Consider the following 21,976-nt stretch of genomic DNA (forward strand, 5'->3'; position numbering starts at 1 on the left):
TTCCTCCCGATTGAAACAATGAACTTTTAAGCAGTGACACCGTCCTCCCGGCGTCTGGAAAACGGCTGGATCAGCCTTGCGCGGCCTCGATCAGTCCGCGCAGCGCCTCACGTTCGTCTGGGGTCAGGTCGACCAGCGGCGGGCGCACCGGGCCCGGCGTATAGCCGATCAGGTCGACGCCGGCCTTGATGATCGAAACCGGGTACCCGGCCTTGCGGTCGCGCAGCGCCGCGAACGGGAAAAAGAACCTGTGCAGGATTTCCTCCATCGTCGCCCGGTCGCCCGCACGCAGGGCGCGGTAGAAGCGCTGCGCCAGTTCGGGCACGAAATTGAAGACCGCGGATGAATAGGTGGTGACGCCGACGCCGTTGAACCCTTCGGCGAAAAGCTCATGGGTCGGCATGCCGCCGATGTAGCACAGCCGGTCGCCAAGCCTGGCGGTGACGTGGCGCACCAGATCGACCTTGCCGGTGCCGTCCTTGAAACCGATCAGGTTCGGGCACACCTCGGCCAGGCGCGCGACGGTGTCGGCATTGGCGACGGAATTGGCGCGGTTGTAGAGGATGACGCCGAGGCCGGTCGAATCGCAGACCGCCTTCACATGGGCGAAAATGCCCTCCTGCGGCGCTTCCATCAGATAATGGGGCAACAGCAGCATGCCATCGGCGCCGGCAGCCTCGACAATCCGGGCGGTCTCCACGGCGAGTGATGTGCCGTAGCCGCAACCGGCGATGATCGGCACGTCTCCCGAGGCTTCCTTTGCCGCCCGGGTGACCTGTCCGACCTCGTCGGGCGAAAGCGAGAAGAACTCACCGGTTCCGCCAGCGGCGAAAAGCGCCGCCGCTTCAAAGCCCGAGAGCCACTCGACATGGCGGCGGTAGCTTTCGAGATTGAGCCCAAGCTCCTCGGTGAAGTGGGTTACCGGAAAGGACAGCAGTCCAGAACCGACACGCGACTTGATTTCTTCCGGCGACAACGAATTCCCTCTCGTCTTCCTTCGTTTATGACGAGAAAATTCATATGATGACTTTTAAGATGAGTCAACCTTGGCCTTCGGATTTCTGGTTCGGTCTCCAGGAGGTCAGGGAGCGATAGCGCTTGATGCCGGTGACGAGGTGCCGACGCATGGCTTCGCGCGCCCGTTCCGGGTCGCGCGCCAGGATCGCGTCGGCGATCTCCCGATGCTCCAGCAGGATTGGCTCGTCCCGGCTGGGCAGCGGATCGACCCCGCCCATTACCGTGCGGAACTTCACGCGCGGGATCATGCGGCGCCCGACATGCTCGAGAAAGGTGCGGAAGCGGGCATTGTTGGTGGCCGTGGCGATGGCCATGTGGAAATGGAAGTCGGCTTCGGCGGTCGAGCCTCCTTGCGCGACCAGCGAGGCGAAATTGTCGACCTGTGCCAGGATTTCGGCCTCCTGGGCGGGCGAACTCCTTGCCGCCGCCAGCCCCGCGGCTTCGACCTCGATAGCGATGCGAAGCTCCAGTTCCTCGATGATATCGGAAATCTTGTCGGTCTCGCTGGTGAACAGCTTCAGCGCCGGATCTGTCTGGCGCGGTCCGATGACGAAGACGCCGGCCCCTTGGCGGGATTCGACCAGCCCGTCGGCGCGCAAGGCGGCAATGGCTTCGCGGATCACGGTGCGGCTGAAGCCGAACCGGTCGATCAGCGCGGGCTCGGTCGGCAATTTGTCGCCCGGCGCGTAATAGCCGGCTTCAATTTGCGCCCGCAGGGCATCGGATACCCGCGACGACAGAGTACGGCGCGCGCCTTGCCGATCTGATCCTTGCATGACACCTCCAAGGCGATCGAAAAGATAAAGTCGTACTATGAATTACGAATCCGGATCGCAATTGATCTTATGGAGGAAAGCCGGATTTGTAAAACGGCGCTGTTGAATTATCACCCGCTCGGCGCCGGCAGGGCGGGCTTTCCTTCTCCTTCGACACCGGATCCGCGGCATTTGTTTCGTGACCTTCTGACCTAGGCTACCATCTCCTGGACCCGGTCAGACTTTGTCATCTGCTTGCTGTCAGGTGCGCCATCGACATGACGCAGCGCGGAGGCGCCGATGCCTAATCACTATGAAAATGTTGCCGGTCGGGCTTTATAGGCGTCGCGCCGCTTCTCAGCGGCTGCGTGCCGACCGATGGCTGACCGTACGCCGACGGGCTCCGCTGACTTTTTGCGGTGCTGACGTGGATGTTCCAGCGCCACAACCAGCCGCAACCAGTATACATCTCATGCGTGAGATCGTTCATGAAATGTTCTTGATTTGACCCTTGAACTATGCTTGTCTTCGCCTGGACGATCATTCTGGGTTGCGGACAATCCGCTGCGGGGACGGCAATGGTTTCGCGTGTGCGCACAGTAGCCTTTCAGGGCATCGAGGCCGTGCCTGTCGATGTTCAGGTGATGGTCGCGCCCGGCAAGGTCGGCATGTCGATCGTCGGGCTTCCCGACAAGGCGGTCGCCGAGAGCCGGGAGCGCGTTCAGGCGGCGCTTCATGCGTCGGGACTGTCGATGCCGGCCAAGAAGGTGACGGTCAACCTCGCTCCGGCGGATCTTCCCAAGGAAGGCAGCCACTACGACCTTCCCATCGCGCTCGGGCTGATGGCGTCATTGGGCGCCATACCCGGCGACATGCTGGCCGGCTTCGTCGTGCTGGGTGAATTGTCGCTCGACGGGACAATCACGGCGGTGGCCGGGGCGCTTCCGGCGGCGATCGGCGCCAATGCGGATGGCAGGGGATTGATCTGCCCGCATGGCTGCGGCCCGGAGGCGGCATGGGCGGGATCGGAAATCGATATTCTGGCGCCCCGCAGCCTGATCGCCATCGCCAATCATTTCCGCGGCACGCAGGTTCTGTCGCGGCCCGAACCCGGCACGCGCGCGCCGGCGTCCGGCCTGCCGGACCTCGCCGACATCAAGGGCCAGGAGAGCGCCAAGCGGGCGCTGGAAGTGGCCGCAGCCGGCGGCCACAACCTCTTGATGATCGGCCCGCCGGGTTCTGGCAAGTCGATGCTGGCACAGCGTCTGCCGTCCATATTGCCGCCGTTGGCGCCGAAGGAACTGCTCGAAGTGTCGATGATCGCTTCCGTCGCCGGCGAACTTGCCGAAGGCAGGCTGACCGATCGGCGGCCCTTCCGCGCGCCGCATCATTCGGCGTCGATGGCGGCGATGGTGGGCGGCGGTTTGCGGGCGAGGCCGGGCGAGGTGTCGCTTGCCCATCACGGCGTGCTGTTCCTTGATGAGTTTCCCGAGTTTTCGCCGCAGACGCTGGATGCCTTGCGCCAGCCGCTGGAATCGGGAGAGTGCATGATTGCCCGCGCCAATCATCGCATCACCTATCCGGCCCGCATCCAGCTCGTCGCCGCCATGAATCCGTGCCGATGCGGCATGGCCGGCGAACCCGGCTACCGCTGCGCGCGCGGCGAGCGCTGCCGTGGCGATTATCAGGCGCGTATTTCCGGTCCGCTGCTGGACCGCATCGACTTGCGCGTCGATGTGCCGGCCGTTGCCGCCAGCGATATGCTGCGCCCGGGCAAGGCGGAGACGAGCGCGGCGGTCGCCGCCCGCGTCGCCACAGCCCGCGCCGTGCAGCGGGCGCGTTTTGAAAGGCTGGGCGTGGCCGCCAGCACCAACGCGCAATGTGCGGCTTCGGCAATCGAGGAAGTCGCGCTGCCCGACGCCGCAGGCCGGGCGCTGTTGCAGGATGCCAGCGAAAAGTTCGGATTTTCGGCCCGCGCCTATCATCGGGTTCTCAAGGTTGCCCGTACGCTGGCCGACCTGGACGGCAGTGAAAACATCGGCCGCATTCATCTGGCTGAGGCGATTTCCTACCGGATGGCGACGGATCGTATGGCGCAGGCGGCCTGATCCCTCACTCGTAGCCGGCAGCTGGAGGTTTCAGTCCGAGGCGGCGCTGTTGTGATCGGAGACTACTGGACCGAGCCCACCAGAATCTGCTGGCCGTCGCGGATCGAAACCCAGCGGCCGGTGTTGTTGGCGGCCTGCCGCTTGAGGAAGCGGTATCCGGTCTCGTCCCAGAGCCTGACCTTGTCGGTCAGATTGTCGAGAATGTAGTCGCCCTTGTTGGTCCGCACGGTCAGGACCGCATGGCCTTCGCCATCAGGCTTGCGCACGACGGTGATCAGGAGATCGGCCAGCGACATGCCGAGCCTGTTGAGCCGGCGGCGCTTTTCCAGGACGTAATCTTCGCAATCGCCGACGCCGCTGTCGGGAAAGGCCCAGACTTCATCCTTGCCGTAAATGTCGATGTCGTTCATCGGCTTGACTGCGGCATTGACCGCTGCGGTCACGCCGGCCAGCTGCCGCCAGAGCGTTTCGGTCATCGAGGCGGGGCCGGTATTGGCGAGCTTTATGGAGCATTCCGCCGGATTGGCCTTGCAGAAATCATAGTGGCCGATCGGCTGCGAGGTGATGCTGCCCGTCGCCATCGACGCGGACGCCGATGTCGCATCCGCTGCCCAGACTCCCGCCGTCAGGCCAACCGCAATTGCTGCGCAATAGCGCAGGCCGCGCGCCACCAGTGAGGAAACCATTGTCCCCGCGAACCCCTGTTGTTAACGAAACGTTAAGGGGGTTTCACACTTCGTGTCAATTGAAGGAATGGCCTGCATCACGTCATGGTTACTGACTGCGGGGCGACAGCGGCTATTGTGCAACAGCCGCCTTGAATCGCCGAATTGTCATGGGACATGCTCCGTCTGCATGACGGGCTTGGTCGCATGGGCATCTCAGATGCGCTCAATTCAGGGTTTGAACGCCTGAACCGCCTTGGCTTTGGCCGGAACGCCCGTATTGCGTCCATAGCTGGTGATGAAATCGACGATGCGCGGCACGATCTCGGCGCGGAAACGCGAGCCGTTGAACACGCCGTAATGTCCGACCGCCGGCTGCATGTAGTGCGCCTTCATGTCGGCGGGCAGACCGGCGCAGAGGCCATGCGCCGCCTCCGTCTGGCCGAGCCCTGAAATATCGTCGTTCTCGCCTTCGACGGTGAAAAGCGCCACATTGCGGATCTTTCCGGGATCGACCGGAACACCACGATAGGTCATTTCGCCCTTGGGCAAGGCATGGCGGATGAAAACCGTGTCGACTGTCTGCAGGTAGAATTCCGCCGTCAGGTCCATCACCGCCAGATATTCGTCGTAGAAGTCGCGGTGCTTCTCCGCCCCGTCGCCGTCATGCTTCACGAGGTTCATGAAGAAGTCCTTGTGAGCGATGATGTGGCGGTCGAGGTTCATGGTCATGAAGCCCGAGAGTTGCAGGAAGCCGGGGTAGACCTCGCGGCCAAAGCCCGGCACCGGCCACGGCGCCGTCATGATGACATTGTCGCGGAACCAGTCGAGGTCCTTGTCCTTGGCCAGCAGGTTCACCGCCGTCGGGTTGCGGCGGGTGTCGATGGGGCCGCCCATCAACGTCATCGTGGCCGGCGAGAAGCGATCTCCCTCGGCCTCCATGATCGAAACCGCGGCTAGCACCGGCACGGAAGGCTGGCACACGGCCATCACATGGGTGTCGGGTCCGAGTGCGTGAAACATATCGATGACGTAGTCGATATAGTCGTCGAGATCGAAGCGGCCTGCCGAAACCGGCACCGTGCGGGCGTCGATCCAGTCGGTGATGTAGACCTCGGCGTGCGGCAGCATGGCCTCGACCGTGCCGCGCAGCAGCGTCGCATAATGCCCGGACATCGGCGCGACGATCAGCAGCTTGGGATCGGCCCGCCGTCCGGCCGGTACCTCGCGCTCGAAATGGATCAGCCTGCAGAAGGGCTTCGACCAGACGGTCTTCTCTTTAACGGGGACCGTCTTCCAGTCGACGATCGTGCTGGTCAGCCCGAATTGCGGCTTGCCGTACCGGCGGGTTGTGCGCTCGAACAATTCGGCGCTTGCAGCCACCGAGCGGCCCCATGGCGTATGCGACAAGGGGTTCAGCGGATTGCTGTAGAGCAGGCGCGTCGCCTCGGCAAAAGCGCGCGCTGGCTGCAGTGCAGCATGGTTCATCTCGTAAAGTTGGTAAAACATCGAAACTCCCGCTGCTCTATGCCAAGGAAAGGACGACAGGCGGCGCCGAGCTTCCAATATCTCATAGGGAAGTTAGCAAGAATTTGCTGCAGCGCAATAGATCGTCGCGGAACTGTCATGCAGCGGGCGAGGGGCGTGGGCGGCGCACTTCCATCAAGCGAACGCAATTGGCGGATTTCGGACGAAAAAAGCGCCGTACACCGGCGCTTTGATCGTTGAACTGCTGTTTCGGGCTAGACTTGCGCCATGCAGACCGAGGCATGGCCGGATTTGATGATCCCGATGCGGCTCGCGGCGCCCTTCGAAAGGTCGAGCACGCGTCCCTTGATGAAGGGGCCCCGGTCGTTGATGCGGACCACGACGCTCTTGCCGTTTTTCTTGTTGGTCACCTTGAGACGGGTGCCGAAAGGCAGGCTTCGGTGCGCGGCGGTCAGTGCCGAGGGATTCATGCGTTCGCCCGAAGCGGTGCGGGAGTGAAGCGCATACCATGAGGCGTGGCCGCATTGCGCGGCGGCGGGGGTGACCGAGGCGCTGAGCACAAGCCCGGCCACGGCAGCCGCGGAGAAAAGCGCGGCGCGTTTGTTGATAATCATTCCTGGGAAACGTGCTCCATTGACAGATACGAAGCGTTAACCGACGAAATGTGGCAGCAAATGCGGCTGTACCTTGGCAGTTCCATGTCGAAGGCACACGTTTGGAGTCATTGAGAAACAGTACGTCATGAAAAAATCCAAGAAAATCCTGCTGTATATCCTTGATGGCCTCGTGGCTTGCTCTGTGTACTGATGCGATATGAGCCTCGTTGCTCACTGCTCACAAAAGCCGATTGGATCAATTTGAGGAATGATTCAGGCATATCTTATCCTAGCGTTGACACCCTGTGAAAACGACATCGCAAGCTTTTCGTGCGGGCGCTTTGCCGCATTGCATAAAGCCGGCGGCAGATCAGGATAGCGGCATGGCGGCAGCTTCCCTGGCGATCCTGGTCATCGATGAAAACCGAATCCGCGCCGCGATCATCGAGGCCGGATTGCGCGAGGCTGGACATGAGCGTGTGACGCTCATCCACGACATTGCAGGCATTGCCGCCCGCATCGCCGAGATCGAGCCGGACGTCATCGTCATCGATCTGGAGAATCCCAATCGCGACATGCTGGAAAACATGTTCCAGCTGTCGCGTGTGGTGAAGCGGCCCATCGCCATGTTCGTCGACAGGTCGGACGCCAGTTCCATCGAAGCCGCTGTCGATGCCGGCGTTTCCGCCTATGTGGTCGACGGGCTTCGCAAGGAGCGCGTCAAGCCGATCCTCGATATGGCGATCAGCCGATTCCGGGCCTTTTCGCGATTGGCGCAAGAACTCGAGGAAGCCCGTTCCGAATTGCAGGGACGCAAGGTCATCGACCGCGCCAAGGGCATTCTGATGCGCTCGAAGGGGATTTCGGAGCACGAGGCCTATGCGCTGCTGCGCAAGACGGCGATGAACCAGAACCGCAAAATCGCCGACATCGCGCAAAGCCTCGTCACCGCGGCCGGCCTGCTTGGCGAGGGAGACCAGCCATGACCCATCGCATCGCGGCCGGCATCATGCCTCTGCTTGACAGCGCCATTCTGGTTGCGGCGCGCGAAAAGGGTTTTGCCGAAGCCGAGGGCCTTGACCTTCATCTGGTTCGCGAAATCTCCTGGGCCAACATCCGCGACCGCATGGCGGTCGGGCACTTCGACGTGGCGCACATGCTGGCGCCGATGCCGATCGCCTGCAATCTCGGCATGACCCCGCTGGCGACGCCGACGCTGGCGCCGATGGCGCTTGGGCTGGGCGGCAATGCGGTGACCGTCTCCGTGGCGCTCTGGCAGAAGATGGCGGATGCCGGCTCGGTCGGCGATCTCGATCCGACGACTGCCGGCCGCGCACTGCGCGCGACGATCGCCGCCGTTGCGAAGGCGGGGCGACCGACGTTGCGCTTCGGCGTCGTTCATCCGCATTCGGGGCATAATTATGAACTGCGCTACTGGCTTGCCGCCAGCGGCATCGATCCGGACCGGGACGTCGAGATCGTCATCCTGCCGCCGCCGCTGATGGCCGATGCCATCGGGGCAGGGCGCATCGACGGCTATTGCGCCGGCGAGCCCTGGAACACTGCCGCCGTGGCCAAGGGCCTCGGCCATATCGCCACGGTCAAGGCGGCGATCTGGAAGTCGAGCCCCGAAAAGGTTCTAGGCGTCGCCGCGCCCTGGGCTGAGGCCAATCCCGGTGAGCTTGCGGCGCTGTTGCGGGCGCTCTACAGGTCGGCGGAATGGTGCGCGCAGCCCGGCAATCGCGAGGAACTGGCGGGGTTGCTCTCGTGCCCGCACTACCTGGATTGTCCCGTTGACTGGCTGCTTCCCGCCCTGTCGGGGCAAATCCGGAGCGGTGCGGGAACGGTTCAGGTGGATGATTTCTTCCTGCCTCAGGCCAAGGCCGCGACCTTCCCGTGGAAGAGCCATGCCTTGTGGTTCTATTCGCAGATGGTCCGGTGGGGACAAATCAATGCCACGGCTGAAAATGCCGCCAAGGCCTTGGACACTTATCGCCCCGACCTCTACCGCTCCGCCCTCAAGCCGCTTGGAGTGGCGCTGCCGGGGGCAAACGCCAAGGTCGAGGGCGCGCTGACCTCGCCGACGCCGGTGGGTTCGGCAGGCGCCAGCCTGGTGCTGGGACCGGACGGGTTCTTCGACGGCAAGGTGTTCGACCCTGACGCAATCGATGCCTATCTGAAGAGCCAGCAGGTGCGCGATTAAATCCTGTACAATTTATTGCAGCGCACAAATCTTATGCAGTTTGCCCTGTGGATTGGCCATTTCGTTGGCGATTGCCGAGAGCTGCCAGAAACCGGGTTCTTCATTAAGCATCTGATTATATTGCAAAAAATTGAAAATCTTGGATTTGGCACGCTTCCTGCTTGATCTATAGCAGGCCCTTCGGGGTCGAGAAATTTGCGTCCAATGACGGGCGCACCCCAGGCAAAGCCGCCGAACAGGTCTTTTCGCGATTCCGCACAGGAGCGCGACAGGCCTGCTCGGCGGCTTTTTTGTTTCAGCCACAGCGCGGCCCCCTCCCAGCCGCCCATGGAGCGAAAATGAGCAGGACTCACCCACCGGCCGCCATGCATGATCACGCACCGTCGCGCGCGCTCGCTATGTCTACCATCGCTTTCACCATCTGCTTTGCGGTATGGACCATATTCTCCATCATCGGCGTCAGGATCAAAGGCGAGCTTGGCCTGACCGAGACCGAGTTCGGCCTGTTGATCGGCATGCCGATCCTGACCGGCTCGCTGGTGCGTATGGTGCTCGGAATATGGACCGACCGCTTCGGCGGCCGGCTGGTGTACACCGCGACGATGGCGGCGGCGGCGCTCGCCACATTCCTGCTCGCCTTTGCCACCACCTATGCGCAGATGCTGGTCGCTGCCCTCGGCGTCGGTCTGGCGGGCGGTTCCTTCGCGGTCGGCGTCGCCTACGTCTCGCGCTTCTATCCGGCAAGCCGGCAGGGTACGGCGCTCGGTATCTTCGGCGTCGGCAATGTCGGCGCCGCGGTGACGAAATTCGCTGCGCCGTTCTTCCTGCTCGCCTTCGGTTGGCAGAGCGTCGCCTTGATCTGGGCGGCCACGCTTGCCGTCATGGCCGTGGTGTTCTGGTTCACGACCGAGGACGACCCGGTCATCTGCCAGCGCCGCCTCACCGGCGCCGGTCAGCCGCGCAGCTTCATGGCGGAATTCCAGCCCCTCAAGGACATCCGCGTCTGGCGCTTCGCCTTCTACTATTTCTTCGTCTTCGGCGGCTTCGTCGCGCTCGCCTTGTGGCTGCCGCGCTACCTCATCGGCGTCTACGGCTTCGACATCGTCACCGCCGGGATGATCGGCGCGGCGTATTCGATCCCGGCCTCGGTCTTCCGCGCTTATGGCGGCGTGCTCTCCGACAGGATCGGCGCGCGCACGGTGCTCTACTGGACTTTCGCGGTGTCCTGCGTGTGCTGCCTGGTTCTGGCCCTGCCCGCGGCCGACTATGTCGTGCGCGGCATCAACGGCCCGATCAACTTCCACTTTGAAGTGAGTTGGGTCGCGTTCATCGCCGTTGCCTTCGTGCTCGGCTTCTTCATGGCTGTCGGCAAGGCCGCCGTCTACAAGCACATTCCGGTCTACTACCCGAACAATGTCGGCGCCGTTGGCGGCCTCGTCGGCATGATTGGCGGCCTCGGCGGCTTCGTCCTGCCGATCGTCTTCGGCGCGCTGAACGACCTGACTGGCGTCTGGTCGAGCTGCTTCATGCTGCTGTTGCTTGTCGCCGCCGCCTGCCTCGTCTGGATGCAGATCACCATAGTCAGGATAAGCCGCCGGACCCCGCTCGGCCAAGCCACAGAACAAGCCAGGACCTGAACCCATGACCGAGAAACTCGTCATCATCGGCAACGGCATGGCGCCCGGCAGAATGCTGGAGCACCTGCTGGAAGCCACGCCAGACCGCTACCGGATCACCATCTTCAATGCCGAGCCGCGCGTGAACTACGACCGCATCATGCTGTCGCCGGTTCTGTCCGGCGAAAAGGACTATGAAGAGATCGTCATCCATGGCGATGGCTGGTACATCAAGCACGGCATCACGCTCTACAAGGGCCACAGGATCGTCGCCATCGACCGTGAGGCGAAGACCGTGACCTCCGACCACGGCGTGACGGAAAGCTACGACCGGCTGGTGATCGCCACCGGTTCGGTGCCTTTCATAATCCCGGTGCCCGGCAAGGACCTGCCGGGTGTGCTCAGCTACCGCGACCTCGACGACGTCAACGCCATGCTGCTGGCCGCCCAGTCGCGGGCCAGGGCTGTGGTGATCGGCGGCGGCCTGCTCGGCCTCGAAGCGGCGGCCGGCTTGAAGGAGCGCGGCATGGATGTGACTTTGCTGCATGTCATGCCCACGCTGATGGAGCGACAACTCGACCCGGCGGCCGGCTATCTGCTGCAGAAGGCGGTGGAAGCACGCGGCATCAAGGTCATCACCAAGGCCAACACCAAGCAAATAGTCGGCAACGGCAGGGTCGAGGGCGTCGAACTGGCCGACGGCGAGGTGATCCCCGCGACGCTGGTGGTCATGGCTGTCGGCATCCGGCCCAATGTGACGCTTGCCAGCGAGGCCGGGCTCGAGGTCAACCGTGGCATCGTTACCGACGACCGCATGCAGACGTCCGACCCGGCGATCTTCGCGCTCGGCGAGTGCGCCGAAGTTGGCGGCCATGTCTATGGTCTCGTCGCACCGCTTTATGAAATGGCGCGCGTCATGGCGGCCAAGCTTTCGGATGGCGAGGACAGGCGGTTCGCTCACGCCGATACGCCGACCAAGCTCAAGGTCACCGGCATCGACCTCTATTCCATCGGTGACTTTGCCGACGGCGAGGATCGCGAGGAGATCATCCTGCGCGATGCCTCGTCCGGCATCTACAAACGCGTCATCCTGCAGGACAACAGGATCATCGGCACGGTGCTGTTCGGCGAGACCGGCGACGGCGCCTGGTTCAACGACCTCAAGAAAAAGCAAACCGACATTTCGGAGATACGCGATACGCTGATCTTCGGCCAGGCCTTTCAGGGGGGCCAATCCGCGGACCCTTTGGCGGCCGTTGCGGCGCTGGCGGGTGATGCGGAAATCTGCGGCTGCAACGGCGTCTGCAAGGGCAAGATCACCGGCGCGATCACAGCCAAGGGTCTGACCGGCCTGGACGATGTGCGCGCCCATACCAAGGCGTCGGCTTCCTGCGGCTCCTGCACCGGGCTGGTGGAACAATTGCTGAAGCTCACACTGGGCGACAGTTACAACGCCGCCGCAGTCCAGCCGATGTGCGCCTGCACCGCGCTTGGCCATGACGACGTGCGCCGGCTGATCAAGGCCAAGGGGCTGAAGACTATTCCAGCCGTCATGCAGGAACTGGAGTGGAAAACCTCCTGCGGCTGCGCCAAATGCCGCCCGGCGCTGAACTACTATCTCATTGCGGACTGGCCGGACGAGTATGCCGACGATTACCAGTCGCGTTTCATCAACGAACGCGTCCACGCCAACATCCAGAAGGACGGCACCTATTCGGTGGTGCCGCGCATGTGGGGCGGCATGACCTCGTCGAAGGAACTGCGTGCGATTGCCGATGTGGTCGACAAATTCGGCATTCCGGCGGTGAAGGTCACTGGCGGACAGCGCATCGACATGCTGGGTATCCGCAAGGAGGATCTGCCGGCGGTTTGGGCCGATCTCGGCCAGGCCGGCTTCGTCTCCGGTCAGGCCTATGCCAAGGGCCTGCGCACGGTGAAGACGTGTGTCGGCACCGACTGGTGCCGTTTCGGCACCCAGGATTCTACGGGTCTTGGCATCCGCATAGAAAAGTTCATGTGGGGATCGTGGACGCCGGCCAAGGTCAAGATGGCGGTGTCCGGCTGCCCGCGGAACTGCGCCGAGGCGACCTGCAAGGATGTCGGCGTGGTCTGTGTCGATTCCGGCTACGAGATACACTTCGCTGGCGCCGCCGGGCTCGACATCAAGGGCACGGAGGTGCTGGGCATGGCGAAGTCGGAGGACGAGGCGCTCGAGATCATCGTTGCGCTGACTCAGATGTACCGCGAGCAGGCGCGTTATCTCGAACGCATCTACAAATGGGCCAAGCGCATTGGAACGGCCGAGATCAAGCGCCAGGTGCTCGACGATGCCGGCAGGCGCAAGGCCTACTACGACCGCTTCGTCTTCAGCCAGAAATTCGCGCAGGTCGATCCATGGTCGGAACGCGTCTCCGGCAAGGACAAGCATGAGTTTCAACCAATGGCCGTAGCCCAGTTCGCCGAAGCCGCGGAGTAGCATCATGACCTGGTTCGACATCGGCAGCATCGGCGACATCCCGCAGCGCGGTGCGCGTTGTGTGACGACGCCGCGGGGCAAGATCGGCGTCTTCCGGACCGCGGATGACCGCATCTTCGCCATCGAGGATCATTGCCCGCACAAGGGAGGTCCGCTCAGCCAGGGCATCGTTCATGGCGCGGCAGTGACCTGCCCGCTGCACAATTGGGTGATCTCGCTGGAAACCGGCAAGGCGCTCGGCGCCGACGAGGGCGCCGTCCGAACGATCCCCCTGCGGATCGAGGACGGCCGCATTGCGCTGGCGCTCGGCGAAATGCTGCAGGCGGCTGAATAGAAGCCGATGTCAACCGAACTGGCAGCCGAAGTGAGGACGACCTGCCCCTATTGCGGGGTAGGTTGCGGCGTGCTGGCCAGGATCGCCACGGACGGCGCTGTCGCCGTTCGCGGCGATCCCGATCATCCCGCCAATTTCGGAAAACTCTGCTCCAAGGGCTCGGCGCTCGGCGAGACCATGGGCCTCGAAGGCCGCGTGCTGCACCCCGAGATCGCCGGCAGGCAGGCCGGCTGGGATGCCGCGCTCGATCTCGTCGCGGAGACATTCGGACAGACAGTCGAGAAGCATGGCCCGGACTCGGTCGCTTTCTACGTCTCCGGCCAGTTGCTGACCGAGGACTATTACGTCGCCAACAAGCTGATGAAAGGCTTCATCGGCTCGGCCAATATCGACACCAATTCGCGTCTTTGCATGGCGTCTTCCGTAGCTGGCCACCGCCGCGCCTTCGGCGAGGACATCGTGCCTGGCGTCTACGAGGATTTCGAGGAAGCCGACCTCGTCGTGCTGACGGGATCGAACACCGCCTGGTGCCATCCGATCCTCTACCAACGCATGCTGGCGGCAAGGAAGAAACGCGGCGCACGCATCGTCGTCATCGATCCGCGCCGCACGGCGACTGCGGATGAATGCGACCTGCACCTGGCGCTCGATCCCGGCACCGACGTGCTTCTCTTCAACGGCCTGCTGGCGCATCTCTGCCGTACCGGTGTTGCGGACGAGGACTTCGTCGCCCGGTTCACCAGTGGTTTCGAGCAGGCGGCGGCGCTGGCTGCCGCCGATGCGCCCAGCATCGAACACGTCGCCAGGGGCTGTGGCCTGACGCCGGCCGACGTGCGGTTCTTCTATGAGCTTTTTTCGGCGACGGAGCGCACGGTCACCGTCTACAGCCAGGGTGTCAACCAGTCGGCGCATGGCACTGACAAGGTCAATGCCATCATCAATTGTCATCTGGCCACCGGGCGCATCGGCAGGCCAGGCATGGGTCCGTTCTCGGTGACCGGCCAGCCCAATGCGATGGGTGGCCGCGAGGTTGGCGGGCTGGCCAACCAGCTTGCCGCCCATATGGGCTTCGACAGCAAGGCCGACATCGAACGCGTTTCGCGGTTCTGGAATGCACCGGAGATCGCAACCAGGGCTGGGCTGAAAGCGGTCGACATGTTCGAGGCGGCGGGCGACGGCCGCGTCAAGGCGCTGTGGATCATGGGCACCAATCCAGCTGTCTCGATGCCGGATGCCGGACGTGTGCGCGCCGCGTTGAAGGCTTGCGATTTCGTTGCCGTCTCCGATGTCACCCGAACCGACACGACACGTTTCGCCGATGTCTTCCTTCCCGCGGCCAGCTGGGGCGAGAAAGACGGGACGGTGACGAATTCCGAGCGTCGATTGTCACGGCAAAGGCCCTTCATGCCGACGCCGGGTGAAGCGCGGGCGGACTGGCGCATCATCGTCGAGGTGGCGCGTCGCATGGGATTCGCCGGGGCGTTCGGCTTCGAATCTCCGGCCTCGATCTTCCGCGAACACGCGGCGCTTTCCGCATTCGAAAACAATGGCGAGCGGCTGTTCGACATCGGCGCGCTCGCATCGATCTCGACCGAGTCTTATGAGGATTTCGCGCCGCGCCATTGGCCGGCCCGGCAGGCGGGCGCAGGTTCTCCCTTCCCATCGGGCCATACACGTCTGCTCTCGGACGGGCGATTCCCTACCCCCGACCGGCGTGCCCGTTTCATTCCGGTTCGGCACGAGGGCGTGTCGCTCCCCGTGGATTCCACCTATCCGCTGGCCCTCAATACGGGGCGGCTGCGCGACCAGTGGCATACCATGACGCGCACCGGCAGCGTGCCGCGCCTGATGGCGAATGCGCCGGAGCCGGTGATCGACCTGCACCCGGCCGATGCGGAGGCCCACCGACTGCGGGACGGTGATCTGGCACGGATTTCCTCGCGCTATGGCTTTGTCCGCGCGAAGGTGCGGGTGACCGATGCGCAGCGCCTGGGACACGCCTTCCTGCCAATGCATTGGAGCGGCCGTTTCGCGGCGAATGCCGCCGCCGGAACGTTATCGACGCCGCTCACCGATCCGTATTCCGGCCAGCCCGAATTGAAGCATGTTCCGATAGGCATCGTGCGCGAGGATACGGCGTGGGCTGGCGTGCTGATCAGCCGCCGCGACCTGCGGCCGACCGGCTTCGTCCACTGGAGCCGCACCCGGGTGCAGGGCGGCTGGGTCTACGAATTCTGCGGCACCGAAAAGCCGGATCAGGGCATCCTTTTGACCCGCAAATTTCTCGACGTTTTCCACCGCGATCACCTGCTCGAATACACCGACCGGCGCGGTCTGGCGTACCGGGCGGCTGCAGCGGACGAGACCGGCGCCATGGCGGAGGCGCTTTTGGTCGCAGCACCGGATCAGCTCCCGGCGCGGGAATGGCTGGTGTCCCTGCTCGGTTCCCGCCAGCCACTTGCCGCGGCCGACCGCCATGCGTTGCTTTCAGGCCGCTCGCCATCGCCGCTGCCCTCGGCCGGCCGTATCGTCTGCTCCTGTTTCAATGTCGGGATCAATCAACTGGCATCCGCTGTCGCCGCGGGCTGCGACAGCCTCGATGCCATCGGCAAGGAGCTGAACGCCGGCACGAACTGCGGCTCATGCCGCTCCGAGATACGGCGCATTATCGACGTCGGAGGTGTCCACGCGGCCGAGTAGACAGCCCCTGGCGATCAGATGAAGCCGGATGCGCGACGGCTCTATGGCGGGGACGTGTCAGCCGGCTCCGACGCCGTCGAAGAGCGCGTCGGCGGCTTCGCGGATCTTCGCCTCGACTTCATCGGCGGGACCGGAGCCGTCGATGATGGCATAGCTGGGAAGATAATCGGGGCCCCATGGCTGGTCGATGAACGCGGCGCGGGTGCGCGCCAGAAATTCCAGATCCACTTCCTGACGCTTGTGCGCAGCGCCATCACGCGCAAGCACACGCTGGCTGGATATCGCCGGATCGACATCGAGATAGATCGTCAGGTCTGGAACCGGCATCAGCCTGTTCAGCGACATGAGCCACGGCAGGTCCTTGAACCCTGCGGCAAGAAGCGATGTGTAGGCCGACAGAATGTGCCGGTCGGACAGGATGATCTCGCCCGCTGCCAGCCGCGGCTGCAACTCGCTCCTGAGATAGCGCAGCCGGTCCGCGCTGGAGAACAGGGCAAGCTCGGATAGAAATATGTCGGTGTTCTCGATTTCCTGGTTCAAATAGGCGCGGACGGCCGGGTCCTGCCTGAACCAGTCTGTCGGCAGCGTCGTCCGGAACACTGTGCCGTACCGTTCGAGATGCCGGGCTAGCCGATCCAGTTGCGTCGTTTTGCCGGCGCCGTCCAACCCGCAGAACGCGATAAGCTTGCCTGGAGTGCGGTTCGTCATTCTCTGTCCGCCAGTACCGTCTAAATAATCAGCCAAATTCTCATTTTTGAAGCATGCAGCAGCGCCCGATGTTGGACAAGTTCTTTTTGGGTACTCGTCGTTAAGCTGTCTACAAGGTCAAGAACTCGCTTGTCGGGCGGTCGGGATTGCTGACGATTTGGACGAGGAGCCGTTGGTAGGCCCTGGCCATCTCCTGCACGACCGCCTTCGTATAGCGGGATTTCCAGCAGCCCAGCCAGCCATGCACCTGGGTGCCTTCGCAGCGCATGAACAGATTGATGTCGTTCAGGGCGTTGTCGCTGTCATGGGGAAGAATGTGTTCGCATTGAAGATCATCAAACAGCGATTCGAAAACAGGCTCATTATCGATATGGAGAAAATTGAACAGGATTTTCGGTTGGCTGAGGTCTGTCCAGAACCGATGATGCATTCGATCGACGCGCGTCAGTCCAGGCAGCAGCGCCAGGATGGGGATCGCGCCGTGGGGCAACGCTGACAGGAAATCGATCTGCAGCTCCTTCATCGCCTCTTTGGCCGTCTTGCCAGGCGAAATGGCGATCTTTTGGAGCAGCATGCGAACGAGAAGGCCGACAACGTTATTGAATGCGGGCGAGAAGCGGCCAGAAATCGTGTGCAGGATGTAGAGGTTGTCGGACCTCGCGTAGGTCGAGAGCATCATGCCGTATGCCAGCAATGGCGCCGCAAAGGACAGAAGTGCGTTTCTTTTGCTGAAGTCGGAGAGTTTCTCAGGCAGGGCAAATTTGATTTCGGCCCATTCCGCCTGAAAGTCTATCGCCTCGACATCGACGGAAAGATCCTGCCCCAGGTCGTTTCCGGTAAATCCGCTGAGATATTTCGCCCAGAAACTCGTCGCTTTCTGCTGCGCCTCGGGTGAGGCCTGCCTGTTGTACCATTCAAGGTAATCGACGAGGTCTGCGCTTTTTTCGTCAGCGAGATAAGCCGGATCGGCATGAGTAGCATTGTAGTGTTGGGCGATTTCCTTGATCAGGACGTTGAGCGACCAGACGTCCGAGATCGCATGATGCAGAGTGATGAAAAGATAGAACTCACGCTCCGTGCTTTTCACAAGCGTGAAGTGACACAGCGGACCGCGTTCGAGATCAAACTGCCGCTTGTGCTCCTGGGTTTTGACCTTCTGGATCGAGTCCAGCTTCTGCTCGGTCGACTGGTCGCTAAAATCCCTGACTTCGAGCTTGACGATCGAGGCAGGATTGATGACCCGGACAAGGCGTGGACGGTTTGCGCGGACTCCCGGAACCTCGGAAAAACTCGTTCGCAGCGCCTGGTTCTGCTCAACCAGGATGTTGATGGCGTTTTCCAGTGCGCGAACGTCCAGCTTTCCGTGAAACCGTAGCACGGACTTCAGATGCATTAGGCCCTTGCTGTCATTCTTGCCGATCTGAACGAAATACTGCTCGATTGCGGTCAGCGATTGGAGGGTGTCCAGTGATTTTTCGGAATCGGTCTGCATGGCTCCGCACCATCATCGTTGTTGTGGAATAGTACCGAGACGCCGACGATCAAAAGCAGACCTGCGGGCGCTTGCGCGCGGCGAACTCACCGCACGGTCGTCACGTCAGTGTTCCCGCTCCCAGAGGCGGAAGCAGCAGACGGGTAGGAGTGCCTTTCTGGCCGTAAGGCTTGGCGCGGAAATTATACTCCATTTCAACGTATTCCTCGCCGCCGGCCGGATCCAGATGTACCTCCTGGCGCAGCTTGGCGAGCGCCTGTGCTCCCGAAGGATTGGGAAGGCGTTCCAGGAGCGGCCGCGAGGCATCGTAGATGTCGTCAATGAGGTCGAGAGACTTTTCGACATGGGCCACTTTCTGCTGTGGGCTATCAGCTCCTTGGAAAAAGAAGCTTTCGAGGAAGCGCTGCTTGATCGTCGCGTCCATCTCGGTTTGTTCGACATAGACCAGCAACCATTTGCGCCTGATGTTGGTTACGCCGAGCAGGCACAGAAAGCCGGTCATCTCCAGGACGACCAACTCGCGGGCAAGGTCCGCCGCCAGGTCGATCCGACCCTGATGCCATGCCCCGAGGAGGTCCAGCAGGACGGAAAAGTCGGAAGCAAACCACCTGTAGCTTAGATAGGCATATTGCGGGAGGGAGAGCTGTGACTTCAGATCCTGCAGCGCTGATTCATTGATGATGGCGCTACAGTTGAACAGGCGGTGAATGATGAACTCATCGCGGGGCTTGAGCCGTTTGGACATCATCGCCAGGTTGTCGCACGCATAGGCGTGCATCGACCTGACCTCATCGAACAGCGAGCTGAATTCCTTGCGGGTCTTGAATTCGACATCGACCTTGATTTTGCTTTGCGGCAGAACGGTGTGGATCAGCAGTACCTGCTTGGGCGTACAGCCTTTGCGCGCGATATCCCGTTCTACCGTGAGGACGCGATGATGCCGCCCGATGTCGATCATGTCGCTGGACCGCAGCTCATCGGTGATGACGTAGACATCCAGATCGGAATACAGGTTGCCCATGTCTTCCACCAGAGAGCCTGCGAGGATCACAACATCATTCGGCCGCAGGTAGCATTGGCTGGTGATGAAATCGACGTCGACCGCGATCGTACCCTTTAGAAGCTTAATTGTCTGACCAGCAGCCAACATTGCTATCTAGACTCCCCCCGAATTCTGCGCTTTCGTCACAATAATGATCTATCATGGTACGTTGTATCCAAATTTGACAAGACCCGGCCGGTTGATTGATCGGCCCTGACGACAGGTGAATAAATGGGATACTCACGAATGCCGGCTTCGGGCTGGCAGTGAAATCCGGGCAGTGAATCGAAGGAATTGAGAGATGCAACCGATCGTCGTTGGGGTGCCGGCAAACTTCTTTTCGGACATTCATTCGCATGGGATCTCGAACCGCTACCTTGAGACCCTGGTTACCCATTCCCACGCGATCCCCATGATCATCCCGTGCCTCGCGACGATGGCCAGCGGCGACGGGTTTTCAGCGGCAGCCATTGTCGCACAGCTCGACGGGTTGCTGCTGACGGGCAGCCGTTCCAATGTTCATCCAAGCCGCTATGGCGCCGCGGTGGATCCCAAAGTCACTCTGTTCGATGAAGCGAGGGATGCAACGACCCTTCCGCTCATTCATGCGGCGATAGAGGCCGGGGTTCCGATCTTCGGCATTTGCCGTGGCGCACAGGAGCTGAACTGCGCGTTCGGCGGCACCCTTCATCAGCTCGTGCACGAACTGCCTGGCAATCTGGACCACCGTGCGGTGCAAGACCTTCCCCAGCATCTGAAATATTTTCCCGCCCATGACATCGAGCCTGCTCCGGGAGGCTGGCTGGAAACAACGCTCAGGCAGCGGGGTTTCGACCTTGATGACCTGAAAATAAACAGCCTTCATGGTCAAGCGATTGCAGAGCCGGGCGTCGGCATCGCGGTCGAGGCGCGCGCACCCGACGGCGTCATTGAAGCCATTTCCGTGCCTGACGCCCCGGCATGGACTTTTGCCGTGCAGTGGCATCCGGAATGGCACACCGAGGAAGTGCCGATCAACAAGCTGCTGTTCGAAGCTTTCGCGACGGCCTGCGCCAGCCGGCAAGAAGCCCGTTTGGCGCAATTCTTCGTCAATCCGCAACAAGAGCGCAATGGATCGAGAGCGGCGTCGGCGGCTATGTAGGCGAGACTGCGCCCAACGCATCAAGCTGAAGAGACACGATGAGCGACCCCTCCAACATGCGCCGGAGCCTGGACCGGTTTTTTGCGGACAGCGCACGACTTTATCCGGACCGGCCGGCGCTTAGCATCGGCGATCGGCAGTGGACTTACGAGGCCTTGCGACGTGAATGCAATGCGATCAGGCGAAGCCTGGAAGCCGTCGGGCTTGGAGGAGCGCAGGCCAACATCGGCGTGCTGTCGGCGAAAAGCCTGGCGTCCTATGCTTCCATCATCGCCACGATGGAAAGCAACAATGTGTATGTGCCGCTCAACCCGAAGTTTCCGGTCGAGCGCCTGCTGAAAGTCATCGAGGACGCCGGCATCGAAACCGTAATTATCGATGCGGAATCCGCGCGCGCTGCCATGCCTCTCCTGCGGGATGCCCGGTTCCGGAATGTTATCCTGCCGGACAGTGAAGAGAACCCGTTCCCCGATTTCGATGGCGCCCCGACCTTTATCTGCCGGAGCGGGCCTGTAGCTGATTTGCAGGACGCCGCTTCCTTGGGGCCGGCGTCCCATCCTCCTCGCTTTGCCTATATGATGTACACATCAGGAAGCACCGGTGGCCCGAAGGGTGTCGCCGTCACCCACGACAACGCTTGTGCCTGCATCGACAGGGCGCTTCGTCTCTTCAAGACGGACCATACGGATCGTTTCAGCCAGATATTCGAACTGTCGTTCGATCTTTCGATTTGTGACATCTTCCTGTGTTGGCTCAGTGGCGGCTGTCTGTGCGTTCCGCTGCCTCAGGATCGGCTGTTCCCACTCGATTTCGTCCGTCGCAATGAAATCACCGTCTGGGGTTCCGTCCCGTCGCTCGCAAGCAATATGCGGAAGCTGAATGTTCTGAAGGAAGGCACGTTTCCCTCCCTTCGTGTCAGCTGGTTTTGCGGCGAGGCCTTCCCGGCGGAATTGGCGCAAGCGTGGTCCGAGGCCGCGCCGTCATCCAGGGTCTACAACCTCTATGGCCCGACGGAGACGACGATCTTTGTCACCCAATACCGATATGAGCCCGGCAAAAGCCCGGCCACCGGGGTCGCGCCGATCGGCGACATGCTGCCCGGCCTGGACTTTCTCGTCATCGATGGCGACGGGAAGCCGACAAGCGAGGCTGGAGAATTGTGGCTGGCGGGCGATCAGGTCGTGCCGGGTTATTGGAACAAACCGGACGCGACAGCGGCTTCATTCGTCAGACGGACGGGCAGTGAGCGCATCTGGTACCGGACCGGTGATCTTGCGAGTGTCGACGACCGCTTCGGCTTGATGTTTCACGGCCGCGTCGATCGGCAGGTCAAGATGCGCGGCAATCGGGTGGAATTGCAGGAAATCGAAGGGGCTGTTCGACGGACGGTTGGCTGCGCGACCGTCGCCGTCGTTCCGGTTTTTTCCAAGGACCAGATCTGCACGCACCTCGTTGCATTTTGCGACAAGGTGGATGGGGGGGAGGGTGCTGCCAAGAAGGCCTGCGCCAGGGAATTACCCCCCTATATGGTTCCCGAAAAGTTCATCGAGATCGACCGGTTTCCTTACAACAGCAACGGCAAGCTGGACTACAAGGAACTGTCCAGCCGGGTCGCCGATCTGTAGTTGCCCAAGC

Annotated in this window: 17 protein-coding genes; 9 read left to right on the forward strand and 8 right to left on the reverse strand. The window is 62.0% G+C overall.

All coding sequences use genetic code 11. The features are described from left to right. Positions 1 to 70 precede the first annotated feature (70 nt). Both kdgD and ASD44_RS15685 read right to left on the reverse strand, forming a co-directional pair. Positions 71 to 976, reverse strand: coding sequence for a 5-dehydro-4-deoxyglucarate dehydratase (gene kdgD / locus ASD44_RS15680; protein ID WP_056113963.1), 906 nt, complete (start codon positions 974 to 976; stop codon positions 71 to 73). A gap of 64 nt (positions 977 to 1,040) precedes the next feature. Then, the gene (locus ASD44_RS15685) at positions 1,041 to 1,793 is read right to left on the reverse strand and encodes a FadR/GntR family transcriptional regulator (protein WP_056113966.1); all 753 of its coding nucleotides are present in this window, start codon (positions 1,791 to 1,793) and stop codon (positions 1,041 to 1,043) included. Positions 1,794 to 2,350: 557 nt separating this feature from the next. Between ASD44_RS15685 and ASD44_RS15690 the strand changes: the two genes are divergently transcribed. Then, positions 2,351 to 3,880 (forward strand): YifB family Mg chelatase-like AAA ATPase, encoded by a 1,530-nt coding sequence (locus ASD44_RS15690; RefSeq protein ID WP_056113969.1) that lies wholly within the window; start codon positions 2,351 to 2,353, stop codon positions 3,878 to 3,880. 62 nt (positions 3,881 to 3,942) lie between these two features. On the opposite strand, the gene ASD44_RS15695 is transcribed toward ASD44_RS15690, so the two are convergent. The 3 genes from ASD44_RS15695 to ASD44_RS15705 all read right to left on the reverse strand — a co-directional run bounded on the left by ASD44_RS15695 (position 3,943) and on the right by ASD44_RS15705 (position 6,647). Then, on the reverse strand, positions 3,943 to 4,566 hold the full coding sequence (locus ASD44_RS15695) for a transglutaminase-like cysteine peptidase (protein ID WP_056113972.1): 624 nt from the start codon (positions 4,564 to 4,566) through the stop codon (positions 3,943 to 3,945). A 210-nt stretch (positions 4,567 to 4,776) separates the two neighbouring features. After that, the gene (locus ASD44_RS15700; RefSeq protein WP_056113976.1) at positions 4,777 to 6,054 is read right to left on the reverse strand and encodes a polyhydroxyalkanoate depolymerase; all 1,278 of its coding nucleotides are present in this window, start codon (positions 6,052 to 6,054) and stop codon (positions 4,777 to 4,779) included. A gap of 233 nt (positions 6,055 to 6,287) precedes the next feature. After that, positions 6,288 to 6,647, reverse strand: coding sequence for a septal ring lytic transglycosylase RlpA family protein (locus ASD44_RS15705; RefSeq protein ID WP_056113978.1), 360 nt, complete (start codon positions 6,645 to 6,647; stop codon positions 6,288 to 6,290). A gap of 365 nt (positions 6,648 to 7,012) precedes the next feature. On the opposite strand from ASD44_RS15705, the gene ASD44_RS15710 reads away from it, so the two are divergent. From ASD44_RS15710 to ASD44_RS15735, 6 genes are all read left to right on the forward strand, one after another. Next, a complete protein-coding gene (locus ASD44_RS15710; protein WP_056113982.1) occupies positions 7,013 to 7,615 on the forward strand; it encodes an ANTAR domain-containing response regulator in 603 nt (200 codons plus the stop codon). Beyond that, a complete protein-coding gene (locus ASD44_RS15715; protein ID WP_056113985.1) occupies positions 7,612 to 8,832 on the forward strand; it encodes a CmpA/NrtA family ABC transporter substrate-binding protein in 1,221 nt (406 codons plus the stop codon). Before ASD44_RS15710 ends, ASD44_RS15715 begins: the two co-directional genes overlap by 4 nt. A 338-nt stretch (positions 8,833 to 9,170) precedes the next feature. After that, positions 9,171 to 10,469: a nitrate/nitrite transporter gene (locus ASD44_RS15720; protein ID WP_056113989.1), complete on the forward strand. Its 1,299-nt coding sequence runs from the start codon at positions 9,171 to 9,173 to the stop codon at positions 10,467 to 10,469. 4 nt (positions 10,470 to 10,473) lie between these two features. Then, entirely contained in the window at positions 10,474 to 12,924 is a 2,451-nt protein-coding gene (nirB, locus tag ASD44_RS15725) for a nitrite reductase large subunit NirB (protein ID WP_056113991.1), read from the forward strand. A gap of 4 nt (positions 12,925 to 12,928) precedes the next feature. Further along, positions 12,929 to 13,258 carry a nitrite reductase small subunit NirD gene (nirD, locus tag ASD44_RS15730; RefSeq protein WP_056113994.1) on the forward strand — a complete coding sequence of 110 codons (330 nt, stop codon included), beginning with the start codon at positions 12,929 to 12,931 and terminating at the stop codon, positions 13,256 to 13,258. Positions 13,259 to 13,264: 6 nt separating this feature from the next. Next, the gene (locus ASD44_RS15735; RefSeq protein ID WP_056113997.1) at positions 13,265 to 15,958 is read left to right on the forward strand and encodes a nitrate reductase; all 2,694 of its coding nucleotides are present in this window, start codon (positions 13,265 to 13,267) and stop codon (positions 15,956 to 15,958) included. A gap of 57 nt (positions 15,959 to 16,015) precedes the next feature. On the opposite strand, the gene ASD44_RS15740 is transcribed toward ASD44_RS15735, so the two are convergent. The 3 genes from ASD44_RS15740 to ASD44_RS15750 all read right to left on the reverse strand — a co-directional run bounded on the left by ASD44_RS15740 (position 16,016) and on the right by ASD44_RS15750 (position 19,308). Continuing rightward, positions 16,016 to 16,666, reverse strand: a complete 651-nt coding sequence (locus tag ASD44_RS15740) for a dTMP kinase (RefSeq protein WP_056114000.1) — start codon at positions 16,664 to 16,666, stop codon at positions 16,016 to 16,018. 109 nt (positions 16,667 to 16,775) lie between these two features. After that, on the reverse strand, positions 16,776 to 18,158 hold the full coding sequence (locus tag ASD44_RS15745) for a condensation domain-containing protein (protein WP_056114002.1): 1,383 nt from the start codon (positions 18,156 to 18,158) through the stop codon (positions 16,776 to 16,778). A 100-nt stretch (positions 18,159 to 18,258) separates the two neighbouring features. Then, entirely contained in the window at positions 18,259 to 19,308 is a 1,050-nt protein-coding gene (locus tag ASD44_RS15750; RefSeq protein WP_056114005.1) for a hypothetical protein, read from the reverse strand. Positions 19,309 to 19,501: 193 nt separating this feature from the next. Here ASD44_RS15750 and ASD44_RS15755 point away from each other — a divergent pair, with 193 nt between their 5' ends. Then, on the forward strand, positions 19,502 to 20,341 hold the full coding sequence (locus ASD44_RS15755) for a gamma-glutamyl-gamma-aminobutyrate hydrolase family protein (protein WP_056114009.1): 840 nt from the start codon (positions 19,502 to 19,504) through the stop codon (positions 20,339 to 20,341). Positions 20,342 to 20,379: 38 nt separating this feature from the next. Beyond that, entirely contained in the window at positions 20,380 to 21,966 is a 1,587-nt protein-coding gene (locus ASD44_RS15760) for an amino acid adenylation domain-containing protein (protein WP_056114011.1), read from the forward strand. Positions 21,967 to 21,976 lie beyond the last annotated feature (10 nt).

The sequence above is a fragment of the Mesorhizobium sp. Root554 genome (assembly GCF_001427025.1).
In the GTDB taxonomy this organism is placed as follows: Bacteria; Pseudomonadota; Alphaproteobacteria; order Rhizobiales; family Rhizobiaceae; genus Mesorhizobium.

Excerpts from the sequence above, each read along its gene's own strand:
- ASD44_RS15720 (WP_056113989.1), top strand. The coding sequence starts at position 9,171 with ATGAGCAGGACTCACCCACCGGCCGCCATGCATGATCACGCACCGTCG.
- ASD44_RS15740 (WP_056114000.1), bottom strand. The coding sequence starts at position 16,666 with ATGACGAACCGCACTCCAGGCAAGCTTATCGCGTTCTGCGGGTTGGAC.
- ASD44_RS15755 (WP_056114009.1), top strand. The coding sequence starts at position 19,502 with ATGCAACCGATCGTCGTTGGGGTGCCGGCAAACTTCTTTTCGGACATT.
- nirD (WP_056113994.1), top strand. The coding sequence starts at position 12,929 with ATGACCTGGTTCGACATCGGCAGCATCGGCGACATCCCGCAGCGCGGT.
- ASD44_RS15705 (WP_056113978.1), bottom strand. The coding sequence starts at position 6,647 with ATGATTATCAACAAACGCGCCGCGCTTTTCTCCGCGGCTGCCGTGGCC.
- ASD44_RS15750 (WP_056114005.1), bottom strand. The coding sequence starts at position 19,308 with ATGTTGGCTGCTGGTCAGACAATTAAGCTTCTAAAGGGTACGATCGCG.
- nirB (WP_056113991.1), top strand. The coding sequence starts at position 10,474 with ATGACCGAGAAACTCGTCATCATCGGCAACGGCATGGCGCCCGGCAGA.
- ASD44_RS15685 (WP_056113966.1), bottom strand. The coding sequence starts at position 1,793 with ATGCAAGGATCAGATCGGCAAGGCGCGCGCCGTACTCTGTCGTCGCGG.
- ASD44_RS15710 (WP_056113982.1), top strand. The coding sequence starts at position 7,013 with ATGGCGGCAGCTTCCCTGGCGATCCTGGTCATCGATGAAAACCGAATC.
- ASD44_RS15745 (WP_056114002.1), bottom strand. The coding sequence starts at position 18,158 with ATGCAGACCGATTCCGAAAAATCACTGGACACCCTCCAATCGCTGACC.
- ASD44_RS15735 (WP_056113997.1), top strand. The coding sequence starts at position 13,265 with ATGTCAACCGAACTGGCAGCCGAAGTGAGGACGACCTGCCCCTATTGC.
- ASD44_RS15700 (WP_056113976.1), bottom strand. The coding sequence starts at position 6,054 with ATGTTTTACCAACTTTACGAGATGAACCATGCTGCACTGCAGCCAGCG.
- ASD44_RS15760 (WP_056114011.1), top strand. The coding sequence starts at position 20,380 with ATGAGCGACCCCTCCAACATGCGCCGGAGCCTGGACCGGTTTTTTGCG.
- ASD44_RS15690 (WP_056113969.1), top strand. The coding sequence starts at position 2,351 with ATGGTTTCGCGTGTGCGCACAGTAGCCTTTCAGGGCATCGAGGCCGTG.
- ASD44_RS15695 (WP_056113972.1), bottom strand. The coding sequence starts at position 4,566 with ATGGTTTCCTCACTGGTGGCGCGCGGCCTGCGCTATTGCGCAGCAATT.
- ASD44_RS15715 (WP_056113985.1), top strand. The coding sequence starts at position 7,612 with ATGACCCATCGCATCGCGGCCGGCATCATGCCTCTGCTTGACAGCGCC.